At 40.7% G+C, this 12,832-nt stretch carries 14 protein-coding genes and 1 tRNA gene; 10 read left to right on the forward strand and 5 right to left on the reverse strand.

Features of this window, described 5'->3' with window-relative positions; genetic code table 11:
* Nucleotides 1-46 precede the first annotated feature (46 nt).
* Nucleotides 47-2,668: a TonB-dependent receptor gene (locus tag A7Q09_RS01545; RefSeq protein ID WP_134389569.1), complete on the forward strand. Its 2,622-nt coding sequence runs from the start codon at nucleotides 47-49 to the stop codon at nucleotides 2,666-2,668.
* Nucleotides 2,669-3,179: 511 nt separating this feature from the next.
* Nucleotides 3,180-4,196 carry a small ribosomal subunit Rsm22 family protein gene (locus A7Q09_RS01550; protein ID WP_134389570.1) on the forward strand — a complete coding sequence of 339 codons (1,017 nt, stop codon included), beginning with the start codon at nucleotides 3,180-3,182 and terminating at the stop codon, nucleotides 4,194-4,196.
* Nucleotides 4,197-4,208: 12 nt separating this feature from the next.
* Here the strand turns inward: A7Q09_RS01550 and A7Q09_RS10835 are convergent, their stop codons facing one another.
* From A7Q09_RS10835 to A7Q09_RS10850, 4 genes are all read right to left on the reverse strand, one after another.
* On the reverse strand, nucleotides 4,209-5,168 hold the full coding sequence (locus tag A7Q09_RS10835; RefSeq protein ID WP_244228447.1) for a hypothetical protein: 960 nt from the start codon (nucleotides 5,166-5,168) through the stop codon (nucleotides 4,209-4,211).
* Between the two features lie 39 nt (nucleotides 5,169-5,207).
* The gene (locus A7Q09_RS10840; RefSeq protein WP_244228448.1) at nucleotides 5,208-5,789 is read right to left on the reverse strand and encodes a hypothetical protein; all 582 of its coding nucleotides are present in this window, start codon (nucleotides 5,787-5,789) and stop codon (nucleotides 5,208-5,210) included.
* A 118-nt stretch (nucleotides 5,790-5,907) separates the two neighbouring features.
* Nucleotides 5,908-6,336: a hypothetical protein gene (locus A7Q09_RS10845; protein WP_244228449.1), complete on the reverse strand. Its 429-nt coding sequence runs from the start codon at nucleotides 6,334-6,336 to the stop codon at nucleotides 5,908-5,910.
* Nucleotides 6,336-6,590 carry a hypothetical protein gene (locus tag A7Q09_RS10850; protein ID WP_244228450.1) on the reverse strand — a complete coding sequence of 85 codons (255 nt, stop codon included), beginning with the start codon at nucleotides 6,588-6,590 and terminating at the stop codon, nucleotides 6,336-6,338. The genes A7Q09_RS10845 and A7Q09_RS10850 overlap by 1 nt, the downstream gene beginning before the upstream one ends.
* 156 nt (nucleotides 6,591-6,746) lie before the next feature.
* Between A7Q09_RS10850 and A7Q09_RS01560 the strand changes: the two genes are divergently transcribed.
* From A7Q09_RS01560 to A7Q09_RS01570, 3 genes are all read left to right on the forward strand, one after another.
* Nucleotides 6,747-6,818, forward strand: a tRNA-Ile gene (locus A7Q09_RS01560).
* Nucleotides 6,819-6,906: 88 nt separating this feature from the next.
* The gene (locus tag A7Q09_RS01565; protein ID WP_134389571.1) at nucleotides 6,907-8,172 is read left to right on the forward strand and encodes a WcaI family glycosyltransferase; all 1,266 of its coding nucleotides are present in this window, start codon (nucleotides 6,907-6,909) and stop codon (nucleotides 8,170-8,172) included.
* On the forward strand, nucleotides 8,169-9,149 hold the full coding sequence (locus A7Q09_RS01570; protein WP_134389572.1) for an NAD-dependent epimerase/dehydratase family protein: 981 nt from the start codon (nucleotides 8,169-8,171) through the stop codon (nucleotides 9,147-9,149). The genes A7Q09_RS01565 and A7Q09_RS01570 overlap by 4 nt, the downstream gene beginning before the upstream one ends.
* A 105-nt stretch (nucleotides 9,150-9,254) precedes the next feature.
* Here the strand turns inward: A7Q09_RS01570 and A7Q09_RS01575 are convergent, their stop codons facing one another.
* The gene (locus A7Q09_RS01575) at nucleotides 9,255-9,839 is read right to left on the reverse strand and encodes a BsuPI-related putative proteinase inhibitor (protein ID WP_134389573.1); all 585 of its coding nucleotides are present in this window, start codon (nucleotides 9,837-9,839) and stop codon (nucleotides 9,255-9,257) included.
* Nucleotides 9,840-9,957: 118 nt separating this feature from the next.
* Between A7Q09_RS01575 and A7Q09_RS01580 the strand changes: the two genes are divergently transcribed.
* The 5 genes from A7Q09_RS01580 (at nucleotide 9,958) to A7Q09_RS01600 (ending at nucleotide 12,792) form a co-directional block, all read left to right on the forward strand.
* The gene (locus A7Q09_RS01580) at nucleotides 9,958-10,572 is read left to right on the forward strand and encodes a c-type cytochrome (protein WP_134389574.1); all 615 of its coding nucleotides are present in this window, start codon (nucleotides 9,958-9,960) and stop codon (nucleotides 10,570-10,572) included.
* 22 nt (nucleotides 10,573-10,594) lie between these two features.
* Entirely contained in the window at nucleotides 10,595-10,933 is a 339-nt protein-coding gene (locus A7Q09_RS01585) for a DUF5666 domain-containing protein (RefSeq protein ID WP_134389575.1), read from the forward strand.
* A gap of 77 nt (nucleotides 10,934-11,010) precedes the next feature.
* Nucleotides 11,011-11,616 (forward strand): CDP-diacylglycerol--glycerol-3-phosphate 3-phosphatidyltransferase, encoded by a 606-nt coding sequence (pgsA, locus tag A7Q09_RS01590; RefSeq protein WP_279636280.1) that lies wholly within the window; start codon nucleotides 11,011-11,013, stop codon nucleotides 11,614-11,616.
* Nucleotides 11,609-12,214 (forward strand): DUF1802 family protein, encoded by a 606-nt coding sequence (locus tag A7Q09_RS01595; protein WP_134389577.1) that lies wholly within the window; start codon nucleotides 11,609-11,611, stop codon nucleotides 12,212-12,214. The genes pgsA and A7Q09_RS01595 overlap by 8 nt, the downstream gene beginning before the upstream one ends.
* On the forward strand, nucleotides 12,211-12,792 hold the full coding sequence (locus A7Q09_RS01600) for a DJ-1 family glyoxalase III (RefSeq protein WP_134389578.1): 582 nt from the start codon (nucleotides 12,211-12,213) through the stop codon (nucleotides 12,790-12,792). Before A7Q09_RS01595 ends, A7Q09_RS01600 begins: the two co-directional genes overlap by 4 nt.
* Nucleotides 12,793-12,832: the final 40 nt, after the last annotated feature.

The raw sequence follows: 12,832 nt of genomic DNA on the forward strand, positions 1-12,832 counted from the left end.
TTTTGTTAATGTTTGATCGGAAAAGATTTTCTTTTGAAAAGGATCTATGATAAAAAAATTTTTTACTTTCCATATTAATCTATGGGTTTTTGTAGCTTTTGTTTTTTTATTTTCTCCTTTTTCTTTGGCTCAGCAGTCATCAAACAATTGGTCAGAAGGAAGTGGAACAAGCCAGGGTTCTGTTCTCCAAAATGGGGGTATGGTCGAAGATGTCCCTATTGTAAAAGCATCCCAATCAAAAATATCGAGCACCCAATCGGATCCAGCCCCGACGACTACGATCTCTGAGATTAATGTATATGCCAAGCCAGAATTGACCATGCAACCAACCTCATCTGATATTGATTCGGTCTATGGAATACCTATGAATGTCATGGATACCCCAAGAACGGTCACTCCTGTGAATAAGACATTAATGTATGCCAGTGGTGTCAATGCATTAGGTGGAATGATGAATCCAATGGCGCTATTGACGGTCAACCCAACGACGTTTGGATCAGTTATGGATTTTATGACCGATGCACCATATGTACTTGGAACTCAAGCTGTCCCTTATGTTAATGGGATCGAGCTTTCGCTCACAAACATTATGATGGGCAATGCAGGGCTGCCTTGGAATTGGAACATGATCGAGTCTTTTGATATCCTGGAAGGACCCGCCAATGCGGTCTATGGACAAACACAGGGCTCCAACGGCATAGTCAATTATGTTACTAAACAGCCTTATTTCGATAAATTCAGAGGCTACGTTTATGACACAACGGGTATGTATGAAAATTATTTTTGGGGATTGGATGTGGGGGGGCCTATTAATGACAAACTAGCGTATCGGTTTAGCTACATGGGAACAGAAAGTGGGAGTTGGTGGCAGTATGTGCATAATGACGAGCAGGATTTTTATGTAGCCTTAAGCGCCAAACCCATAGAGAATTATACGGCAGATTGGTATTTTAACATGGAATTTGCCGATGCCTCTCCTCTTGGCTATAGCGGGATGAACAGACCTTCTAATGAACTTTTCTGGAATGGCCTTTATTATAAGGGATTTTTGCCAGTGTCTCAGATAAATAGTTTTCCTCCGACTTTTCCTAATGGACAGCCTATTCCATTTAATCAATTTCCTGGAGTTGGACTTGAACCGATCAATCGCAGAGCAATGCTTATTCCTCCCGATGCGGCACAAACAGGCTACCAAGGGATGACGCAGTTGATACAAAAAGCTCATATTGCTGAGGGGTTTGATATCGTAAACAATACCCTAGTCTGGTATACCCGTCATCGAGCGATCCAGCCTGCCTATTTTTATGATGAAGCGGTAATGGGTGATTATGAGGTAGATAATCGAACGGAAATCCGACTACAGTTTGATACTCCTGTTGGAGGAAAACCTGGAAGAAAAACTCATTGGGGAAAAAAAGAGGGAACAGATCAACAAGAAGGGCTTGATTTTTCTCATTATGTGGACACAGGCTTTGAATGGCATTACCAAAGGAATGTTGATTACGTTTCAACCAATTTTTTGAATATTCCTAACGAATTTGATATTATGAACGAAAATCCTTTGCTTTGGGATGCAAGACTTACGCCTGCTTGGCAAGCTTTAGTGGCTCAACAAATCGAAGTCCCTATACCTGGTATGCCAGGTTATTATTTTGAACCAGGCAATGGAATAACAGGGACAACCGATTGTCAATATTGGGCGTTTGCTCCCTTTCTGCAATGGAATATTCAATTTCATCCAAAGGTGAGTCTCCTAGCAGGCGCACGGGCAACGACCTATATAGTCGATGCAGTAACTCCACCAGGTACTCCTCCCGATCAATTCGCACAATTTAGAACAACCTCTCTGGCGCCGCTTTTTAATATCAGTCCAGTCTATAAGCCGTTTCCTTGGATGACCATGTATTTTAATTTTAACTGGCTTTATTCTACCGCTGCGGCAGATATGGGTGGCTTTGCTCCTGTTTTTACTGAGAATAATATGCGGCTTTTAGAACAATACATTGAAGGAGGATTAAAGTTTAATCTTTTCCATAATAAATTGTATCTGACCGCAGCTGGAATTCGAAGCCATTTAGAGGAAGGCTACGTCGCCTTACCGCCTGTAGTAACGCATTTGACCGCTTTTCAGTTTAATCTAAATTATCAACCTGATCGACATTTTTGGGCTAGAGCAGGATTTGCTTACATGCGAGGAATCTCCAACTTTAGCGACTTGCCTTTTGGTCCCCCTGAAACGCAATCTTATTCTACAGGCTATGCCTTTAGACATCATCTTCCTTTGGATGATGCGGGAATGTTTGGGTTTGGATATGGACCTGGAATTTGGCCTTGGATAGATTTTCCAGATATAGTCGCCAATGCCATGGTCAGTTATAAATTTGACAATGGTTTTGGAGTGACGCTCAGCGGTACGTGGATGGCCGCTACCCCTAGTTTTTGGAATTACACGGCCTGGATCCCTGCTCAAGACTATGCCAATATCCAGGTTTTTTATTCGAGTAAAAGATGGGAAGTCTCGCTTTATTTCTGGAATTTTTTCAACAGTCATTATTGGATTCCTTATGCAGCAGCTGCTGGAGCTTCTCCGGATAGTGCATCGAATTCAGATTGGGTAGTCCCAGGTCAGGTTTTCTGGATACAAGGAACGGTTGCTTATAAGTTTTAGCATGCCCTTCTATAGAGGGATCTGTTTTCTGAAGAAGATTGAAGAGGAAAAGATTGGCAAGAAATGGGGCTTTGTGAAGAAATTTATTGCTAGCAAATTGGGCTTTTCTTTTTTCTTAACACTCTCTGTTTTTGGCTAAATGTGCTAAATAGTCGCTTTCTTCTAAGAGTAAGTCGAAAACATTTTCCATACGGATCAATTCGAGCAGCCTCTTTAAAACTTTTTAAAGACTACTTTCTTTTGTCGATACTGGCATTTTGAAAACACCTGGCATATTCTTATTAGGAATAAAATGATGAATTTTTTTTCAAAACAACACTGAAAACTGCATGGAGTACCAAAATCAACAAGTAGACTTTAAAAACCGTTCTATAAAAAACGAGAAGAAGACGAAGGGAGAAAGAGGCTTCCATCGTTTAAGAAGAGGAGGGAACTACTCCTTCTCTCATCGTAGATGGTAAAGTATACAAGGGTTACAAAACCCTATTCCAGAGCATAAGGTAGGACTACAATGGGCACTGGATTGACAAAATATGAGAAAGAAATTCTCGAGAAACTGAGGAATATTTTTCTTTCTCAAGAGAAGTATACGCAGCCTTATTGGAAGTCTGAAGCAGAGCTAAGCGTTTATGATAAAGTTTTTGGAGAAAGGATTCGGTGGAAATGGCAGAGTGTTTTAAGAGAGCTTTCTTTGCTTGAGTGGATTCCAACTAAGTCCCATGTGATTGACTGGGGGTGTGGATCAGGTATTGCCGCAAGAACCTTCTATGGTTGGGCTCTAAAAAATAATTTTCAGCTATTATCCTGTTTTTTCTGGGATTATTCTTCCTTGGCTATGCGATATGCACAAGCCGCTTTCTGTAGGGAGTTTTCGAATATTCCCACAAAGGAGCTTACTCTGTCGCAGATCCCTAAGCCGTTTATTCTTCTACTCAGTCATGTTATTGGGGAGCTAACAGAAAAATATATGGATGAAATGCTTACTATTGCCAAAAAGGCTGAAGCCATCCTATGGGTTGAACCTGCAAAAAAAGAATATTCAAAGAAGATTATAGAACTAAGAGAAGTGTTGAAAGAAAAGTTTTGGATGGTTGCTCCCTGTCTCCATCAACAAAAGTGCCAAATGCTTGATCAAGAAAAAAATTGGTGTCATTTCTTTGCTTCTGTCCCCCGCTATGTTTTTCATAGTAGTTTCTGGAGTCAAATCCAAAACCTTTTAGGGATCGACCTTCGTTCAGTGGCTTATTCTTATCTAGTAATGGATTCTAGGAAAACCAAAATGGAATATGGCAATCTTTTTAGAATTATTGGGACAGTGCGTAACTATAAGGCCTACAGTGAGTTACTTTGTTGTTCTGCTGCAGGCGAGCTTCAGCCAAAGAGATATTTGCACCGCTATAATCCCTGGCTTTCCAAAAGCATCAAAAAGGGAGCGGAAATTTCTACTTTAGCAAAGAGCAATGGTGAAAATCCTCCGATGTGTGCCCCTTTTGAAAAATCTCAAAATAAATCAGAACTTATAGGATAAAGTGCCTTCAACTCAGAACGGCCAGCCTGGAAAAATGGTATCAAGGTTAAGGGTTCGGACTTGGGTAAATCCAAAACCATTTGGAGGCCAATAATGTTCATTGGTAAAATTGTAAAAGGCAGTTCTAAGTTCCCAGTTTTTATCGGAATAAAACAACTGGGCATTGGGGATAAATTGGGTGGGGATTCTTACTTGATGCTCATATCCTAGATACATATCACTCATCAATACAGTTCCAAGACTAATCCCCAGACCATTCTCAAATTGGTAAGTTGTCATCCCTGAAACTATCTGCTCAGGCCATGCGATTAATGCATAGTTGCTAGGTGGGAAAGATCCAGAATTATCCAGAGGTAGCCCTAAGAGAGCAGCTACCGTTGTTGAGTAGGTTTGTGCTAGTGGGGGACCAATGGGTAACCCATTCCAGTTTTCCACTCCGTTCATGAATAAATAGTTGGCTTTTAACCAAAAATGAGCGGATGGTTGATATTGTAAACTGGTTTCAAATCCTTTAATATTAATTGGAGTAGGAGGTAACCCAAAGTTAAAAAGGTAGGTATTTTCCATAAACAGATCTGTGGAGAGGAAAAGTTGGTTTTCTATAAGATTAAGTTTTACACCCAATTCTTCCAGCTCATTTAGAAGATGAAAAGCCGAAGGGCCAAATAATGGAGAATAGCCCCCTCCGCCTGCAACAACGGTGGTTAGTTGCCAATCGAAATTAAAGTAAAAATTTAGCCATGGATAGGGTTTCCAGTAAGGGCTTATATTGATTTGAGGGGCTAATTGGGAAGTAGTAAGACTTTCAAACAAAAAAGCAGGGGTTCCAGGAGGGGTTTCAGAAGAAACTTCATAAAGGTTTATCCTTGCTCCGAAGATGATCGAAAGGGTTTTAGTTAAACGGATATTATCTTGCCAGAATGGAGATATTCTCCAGTACCGGGTGAGATTGCTCCCGGTAGCTCCATTCAAAGGTTCAAAATACAGGGGATAAGGGCCAGTCGGAACAAGCTATTCTCCCCCTCCAGGACCAGCAGGGTTGCCGATTAAAGCTTGAAAATTTCCTGAAAAAATAGCATTTCTTTGGTAGGGGTTTTCAACAACACTCCAGCCGTTAGTAACCACAAAACTAAAAGAGTCATAGGCTAGAGCATATCGATATCGCCATTCCAAGCCTGTATCTACAAAGTGTCCGATTGGATCTTTGAAGCCAGCCGTATCAAAAATCCAACGTAGCTCAGTGCGGTTATCGATTTCATAATTTCCAAGCCAAGCTTCATTAAAGAAAAATTCCTCTTCACTACAAACATGGGTCTGGTACCAAAAGAAGGTGTTGTTAACTATCTGGAGATTATCCTGAAGTTGAAATCTCTGAATCCATTGAGCCATTGCCGTTTGTGCCCTTCCTAGATCACCAGGATATTTGACATTTGACCTTCTGCTGATAGGTAAAGGCGTTTGTAGGTAGTTCGAAGCTGGAGGATTATTTTCAGTACCCGTATTGACTTTGGAGGGAGGAAGGAATCCTGGATAGTAAAGACCGTTTTCAATTAAAGAAGTTGTGGGTCGATTTAAGAGAACATCTTCTAGCATCTAGCTATAGGCTCCAAAATCGAGATACAAATCGGATTGATAATTTTCAGTAGGTCTATAGCCCAAGGCCACGTAAAAATTTTGCTGTCGATCATTAATTAGATCATAATAACTGCCACTATCGATTCCCATATAGCTGAAGCGGTAGCCGGGCTTCAAGAAACTGCCCGCCAATATCAGCTCCCCACATGTATTGGCGATACATACCGGTGGTATCCCATAAGTTAGCCCTGAACCTATCGAAATAGGGCTGCTTTGTTATATAATTGAGATAGCCATTAGAAGGCTGAGTGGAACTAAATACGGCACCAGGTGGGCCTTCGACTAAATCGATCGATTCTACCATGTTCAGGTTCCATGGAAGATCTTGAAGTGGCATATTAACGGTTTGTTCCATACCGTTAATGAATGTGAGGCCGGTGGTTCCCTGAATATCTGGAGCAGAAGCACAACCCGTTTGTGAAAGCTCGACCATGGCTGCTGGGTTGATGTAGGTAAAACTGAGAGGATCGAGTTTTCCCCAAGAACCGATTCCTGCCGTCTTCATTAAAGTCTGTGAAACGGGGCACACTGCTCTAGGGGTATCGAGAACTGGTAGCGGAGTGGCATAGGAAGAGGTGGATATTGGAAGAAAACCTCATAAAGTTTGCTAGCGCTCACTGTCACTTCAGGAAGGGAAGTAAAGAGTTGATCAAAAGTTTCTTGCTGAGTGGATGCAGCCACACCGGCTGTATGGGGAGCTAGGAAGAGCAAAGAAACAAAGCCCAAATAATAGGGAAGAGGGCCACGGCCAGAAAACATAATCGATAATGGATTATCATTATCATATTTTATGTCAACTAGAAAAACGCATAAAGATCTTTGGGAGCTGCAAAAATTGTAATTGAAGGAAGATGTCAGGGGCTCAAAATTATTTTGAAAACCTTGGATATTAAAGTAGAATCAAATAAATTGGAAGGGTCTGTAGCTCAACGGCAGAGCAGGGGACTCATAATCCCTTGGTTACAGGTTCGAATCCTGTCAGACCCACAGACAACTCAATTTTTCTTATTGACCTTTATCCTCCTATACCATTAAACTTTGATCCACTTCCTGGAGGATCCCGCCTATAGCAAATATGCCTACCTATCGGATTCTTTTCCTTGGAATTAACTACTGGCCTGAAAAAACAGGCATAAGCCTTTTCAATACGGGACGTTGTGAATTTTTTGCAGCCAGAGGTTACGAAGTTTCCATTCTTACTGCTTTCCCTTATTATCCTTTATGGAAAATATCTGCCGAATATCGGAGAAAGTTTTATCAATCGGAAAGTCGTAATGGGGTGACTATTTTTCGTTCTTTTATTTATGTCCCAAGAAAAGTAACAACGTTGAGGAGAATTGTCCATGAAGGCTCTTTTATTATCTCTTCGTTCCTAAGAGCCCTTTTCCTAAGAAAACCAGATCTACTTTTTGTTGTTTCTCCACCTCTTGGTTTAGGAGGCATCGCTTTTCTTTTAAGTCGATTGTGGAAAATCCCTTATATCTTTCATGTGCCAGATTTACAGCCGGATGCTGCTAGAGATCTTAGAATGATCAAATCCAGTGTTTTTTTCGATATTCTCTATAAATTGGAAAAATTTTCGTATGACAAAGCAGCGAAAATTTCGACTTTAACTAGAACCATGCGGGCGAAGATCCTTTCTAAGGGTATACCAGCTGAGAAGGTCGTTCTTCTCCCTGATTGGGCCGATCCAGATCTATTTTTATTGCCTGACAAAAAAAAGGCTCTGGATTTTAAGAAAAAATACGGGTTGGAAAATAAAATAATCGTAGCCCATACAGGGAATATGGGTGTAAAGCAGGGATTGGATGTCGTCATTGAAGCCGCAGCGGATTTAAAAAAAAAAGAGATCGTTTTCCTTTTAGTTGGTGATGGAGCTGATAGGTCCCGGCTTGAGAAGAAGGCCACCGCATTGGGTATTCCTAATTTGCGCTTCATTGCTTTGCTTCCAAAAGGAGAATATTGCTCATTACTTTCTGCTGTAGATCTCTGTCTGGTCACCCAAAAGAAAGAAGTAGGAGATATTGTTTTTCCTTCCAAGGTTATAACGTATCTGGCTGCATCCAAACCAGTTGTCTGCTCGGTCAATAAGAATAGTGAGGTGGCAAAGGTAATTGAAGAGGCTCAAGCAGGAGTTGTTGTACCTGCTGAAGATCCTAAGGAGATGGCGAAAGCTCTTGAAACCCTTGCTATGGATCAGGATACTCGGAATCGACTAGGAGAAAATGGCAGAGAATATGCTTTTAACACCTGGGACAAAGAAAAGGTGCTCGAAGCTATGGAAAAGGTTGTGTGGGAGGTTTTGACAAAACAACATGAACAACAAGGAGTTTTGGAATGAAAAGAGCGCTAGTTGCAGGGGCTGGTGGATTCATTGGACATCATCTTGTGAATTTTTTAAAACAGAAAGGCTATTGGGTCAGAGGGGTGGATATCAAAGAACCAGAATACGAAAGAAGTAGAAGTGATGAGTTTTATCTTCTGGATTTGAGATATTGGGACAATTGTCTAGAAGCAACCAAAGGGATGGATGAGGTCTATCAGCTTGCAGCCGATATGGGTGGAATAGGTTATATTTCTAGCAACCATGCGGAAATTGCTAAAAATAATATCCTCATCAATACCCATATGTTGGAGGCTTCCTATCAAAATGGAGTGAAACGGTATTTCTATTCCTCTTCTGCCTGCATTTATCCTTCCTATAGACAGCAATCAGTCGATGTGATCCCCTTAAAAGAAGAGGATGCCATGCCTGCAGACCCTGAAGAAGGCTATGGGTGGGAAAAACTTTTTGCTGAGAAACTCTGTCAGTATTATCAAGAAGATAAAGGGATTGAAACCAGAATAGCACGCTTTCATAATGTTTATGGACCTCTTGGAACCTATAAAGGGGGAAGGGAAAAGGCTCCGGCTGCAATATGTAGAAAAATAGCACTGGCTGAGGATTCTTCAGAAATAGAAGTCTGGGGTGATGGCAAACAAACCAGGTCCTTTCTATATATTCAAGACTGCGTCGAAGGAATATACTTGATCACTCAGTCTGATTATCCTAAGCCCATAAACTTAGGATCGGAAGAGCTTGTAACGATTGACCAACTTGTGGAGATGACAGCAAAAGTGGCGAATAAAAATATTCGGATTAGACACAATTTATCAAAACCCCAAGGGGTAAGGGGTAGGAACAGCGACAATAGCAAACTTTTCAAGATAACAGGTTGGATGCCTAAATTTTCCCTTCTAGAAGGACTCAAGCTGACCTATCCTTGGATTGCTGAATGTGTCGCTAGGGAAAGAAAAAATATGCAGGAATGTCAATAGCCGTTTGTTGTCAAATAGTTGCCTCCATCTAGTCGCTGAGCTCCCTTCGCCATCCCCTCAGAAGGTTGCCTTAGTGGGCAAAAGATGCCATGAAGGATACTAAATTTAAGGTTCAACGACTAGAGTGGTTGAGGAGGTAATTTCAGGATAGTTAGCTAAAATCGAATCTATCCAATAAGTGCCCGGTTGCAGTGGTTGGTCTAGTTCTTCTATGGTGACAACTTCACTGTAAGTAAGGGTGTCATTTGGATTTAAAGTGGTTGTTCCGACCATAGGAAGGAATTCTTTATCTTCGGACCATACATAAATGATCTCGTTGCTGGCATTTCTGATTCTAAAATCAAATCTCTGAGAATCTGGAAACTTAAAAGTATAGGTTCTTCGCCCGCTATTGAAAATGGTAAGAACGACCCGAAGGGAAGGTGTCGTCAAACTGTCTTTGAGCGAAGAAAGAGAGAGCCGGTTAGGCTCAACTTTGAGTGTGGACTGAATTTTATGGAAATTTATCTGATTGGCCTTGTCAATTCTTTTGGGATCAGCAAAGGGGATAATAGACCAATGTTTTCTTGGGGTTTGAAGAATGTCTGGATGGGTATTTTTACTAGGGCTGATGTCAATACCATAGGAGACCGAACTGAATAGGAAGAAGATCACGATCCACTGAGGCTTCATGGTATGCTTTTTCTTCATTGTTTTGCTATTGTGTATTTATGAAAATTAAGAAAAAAAAATCTCTTTACTGGAATTTGTTTTGATGAGTAAAGAGAAGTTGCATTAGCCAATAATTAATAAATATCTCTTGGAAATAGTGAAAAGATTTTTTTCTCTCTTTTGCTTATTGTTGAATCTCCTCTTTTTGGCATCTCTCTTTTTGGCTTATGCTTTAATCCGCAAAGGATTCACAGCAAGAAGTACTCCCCCTGCCCTAGAAAAGATCATTGCTACAACCGCTCTTAGCCTTTCTATCCCTCAATCTGTCAAAGAGATGAAAAATCCCATCCCGTATTCTCAAGCCGTCTTGGATGAAGCTAGAGATCACTTCGCTGATCATTGTGCCTTATGTCATGGAAATGACGGGAGTGGAAAGACCCCAGTAGGTGAAAATCTTTATCCTAAGCCTACCGATCTGAGGTCGAAAGAGGCACAGAAAAAGTCCGATGGTGAAATTTACTACATCATTCATAATGGAATTAGATGGACTGGAATGCCTGCTTGGGGAGAGGCAAAAGAACCGGATGAAGATAGTTGGAAGCTTGTTCATTTTATTCGACATTTGCCATATTTAACAAAAGAAGAAGAAGAGAAGATGAAGAAAATGAATCCTATTAGTCCTCATGAAATTCAGGAAGAAAAAGAAGAAGAAAAATTTCTTGAAGAAGATAATTCTTTGGGGAATGCTTCTAAAGAGCAGCAAGAACAATAACATAGAAAACGGAGAAGAAAAGATGAAACAATTTCAATGGATTCCCATTTTTTCATTTTTCGTCATGATTTTTATGATGCCTACTGTCTATGCCCATGGAAACTTGGAACATATTCTGGGCACCGTTACGAGTATTTCAGAGAACTCACTTGTCATCGAAACCAAAAAAGGGGAAACGAAGACGGTAGAAATAAATTCTTCGACTCAATATGTTTTTAAAGGAAATCCTTCTTCTTTGGATAGTTTAAAAAAAGGAATGCGAGTTGTAGTGCATGCGAAGAAAAGCGGGGATAAACTTGAAGCCAAGGAAGTGAAATTTGGTACACCGGCAAAAAAACATTCTTCTTCCACTCAACAGTGATTTTCTATTCTCAAATAAGCAGACCTTTTGGAATAAAGTCTCAGCGATTCTCTACAAAGGAACAATCGAAAACAAATGTGTCGCAGCAAACCCTTAGGCTTAATTTACCAAATCAGCTCTCTTTAGCCCGCATAGGAATGTGTGGGCTTTTCGTGGCTGATCTTAGCATCGATTGGCCCTTTCAGGCCACCACAGCTCTAATCATATTTCTTCTGGCAAGCCTTACGGATCTTTTGGATGGATGGATTGCTAGAAACTACAACTTGGTTAGTGAACTAGGCAAATTATTGGATCCTTTGGCTGATAAGATATTGATCAGTGCAGCTCTTCTATCTCTACTGCAGTTTAATTACGCCCCTTTATGGGCTGTAATCACGATGATTGCAAGAGAATTTTTAATCACAGGGCTGCGCACCTTAGTTGCAATTCATGGAAAAGTCATGGGGGCGGATATGGGAGGGAAACAAAAGACAATATCCCAGATGGTTTTTATCATTGCTTGTTTTGTTTCACTTAGCTTAAAAGAGACGAAAATAAAAACTGGAATTTTCGATTATATTTTAGAAAATACGCTCTATCCAATGATGTTGTTGACAGTGGCCATTACGATTATTTCTGGAACGAATTACTTTTACCGTCATTGGGAACTAATCCACAAGGAGCCTAGAAGTAAGTGTGAATGAATCCTTCTTAAAAAAGCCACCTTTTACTATTGCAGAAGAATCTTCCCCAAGCTATGCCTTTAAAGATTGGAGAATTGTCGTTGAAGCTTTGGGGCAAGGTAAACAATGCCTCCTCTTTAGAAAAGGAGGTATCCAAGAAAAAGAGTTTCAACTGAAAGCTCCTACCTTTTGGCTGCTGCCTACCTCCTATCATGAAGATCTGCTCCAGATTAAGCCACAATACAGGACTTTTCTCGCTGGAGAAGTAGGGGGGCAGGATCGAGTCGTTCTTAAATATATCGCAACCGTCTATCACTCTTTGTTTATAACCGATTGGGAAAAAGTACGTTGCCTCTCTGCCTTTCATGTTTGGGAAGAAGAAATTCTGAAAAAACGATTTGAATATGGCAAAAAGCGGGGGCTTTCCTTGCTCATCGTAAGAGTGTATAAAACTCGTAGCCCTTTTACGATTGCGTGGGATGAGAAAGCGATGGGGGGGTGTCGATCCTGGATTAAAATGACTATCCCTTCTGAAAATATAGAAAAGGAAGCGGTAATGGATGAGGAAAAATTTTGTGAAATGCAAAAAAGCATTTTATTTAGAATTAATGGGGTATGATGAAAAGAGCTTTGGTGATTCTTGCTCCAGGCTTTGAAGAAATAGAGGCGGTTGTGCCCATTGATTTGTTGAGAAGAGCTAAAATTGAAGTGGTCGTAGCGGGTATCTTGCCTGGAGTCATTACGGGTTCTAGAAAAATCAGAATAGTACCTGATTATGATCTGGAAGATGTTTTAGAAGAACATTTTGATTGCATTATTTTGCCTGGAGGAGCGGAAGGAGCCGAAAATTTAAAAAAAGATATCCGAATAAAGGAACTCCTCGAAAGGCAGATTTTAAAAGGAGGATGGGTTGCAGCAATTTGTGCGGCTCCAGGTTGTCTTATCAACTTCGGTCTTTTCCCTTCAAACAAATTTACCTGCCATCCGTCAATTAAAGCAGAAATACCTCTTTCCAGACTAGAAGAGAACAGGTCTGTTGTAGTTGACGGTAATTTGATCACGGGGCAAGCGGCAGGCAGTGCCATAGAGTTTGCCTTTGAAATCATTCGTCAGTTAATTGGAGAAGAAGCGGTTAAGGAGGTTAATCGTTCTTTTCTTTCGAACCTACCGATTCTTGGTTCGGTACGAAAAGAATAAAAAGGAAAGAAAAAGAAGCGCTGTTGAATAGAAGACAATC

Origin of the sequence: Methylacidiphilum sp. Yel (assembly GCF_004421185.1) — a bacterium.
Taxonomy (GTDB): domain Bacteria; phylum Verrucomicrobiota; class Verrucomicrobiia; order Methylacidiphilales; family Methylacidiphilaceae; genus Methylacidiphilum.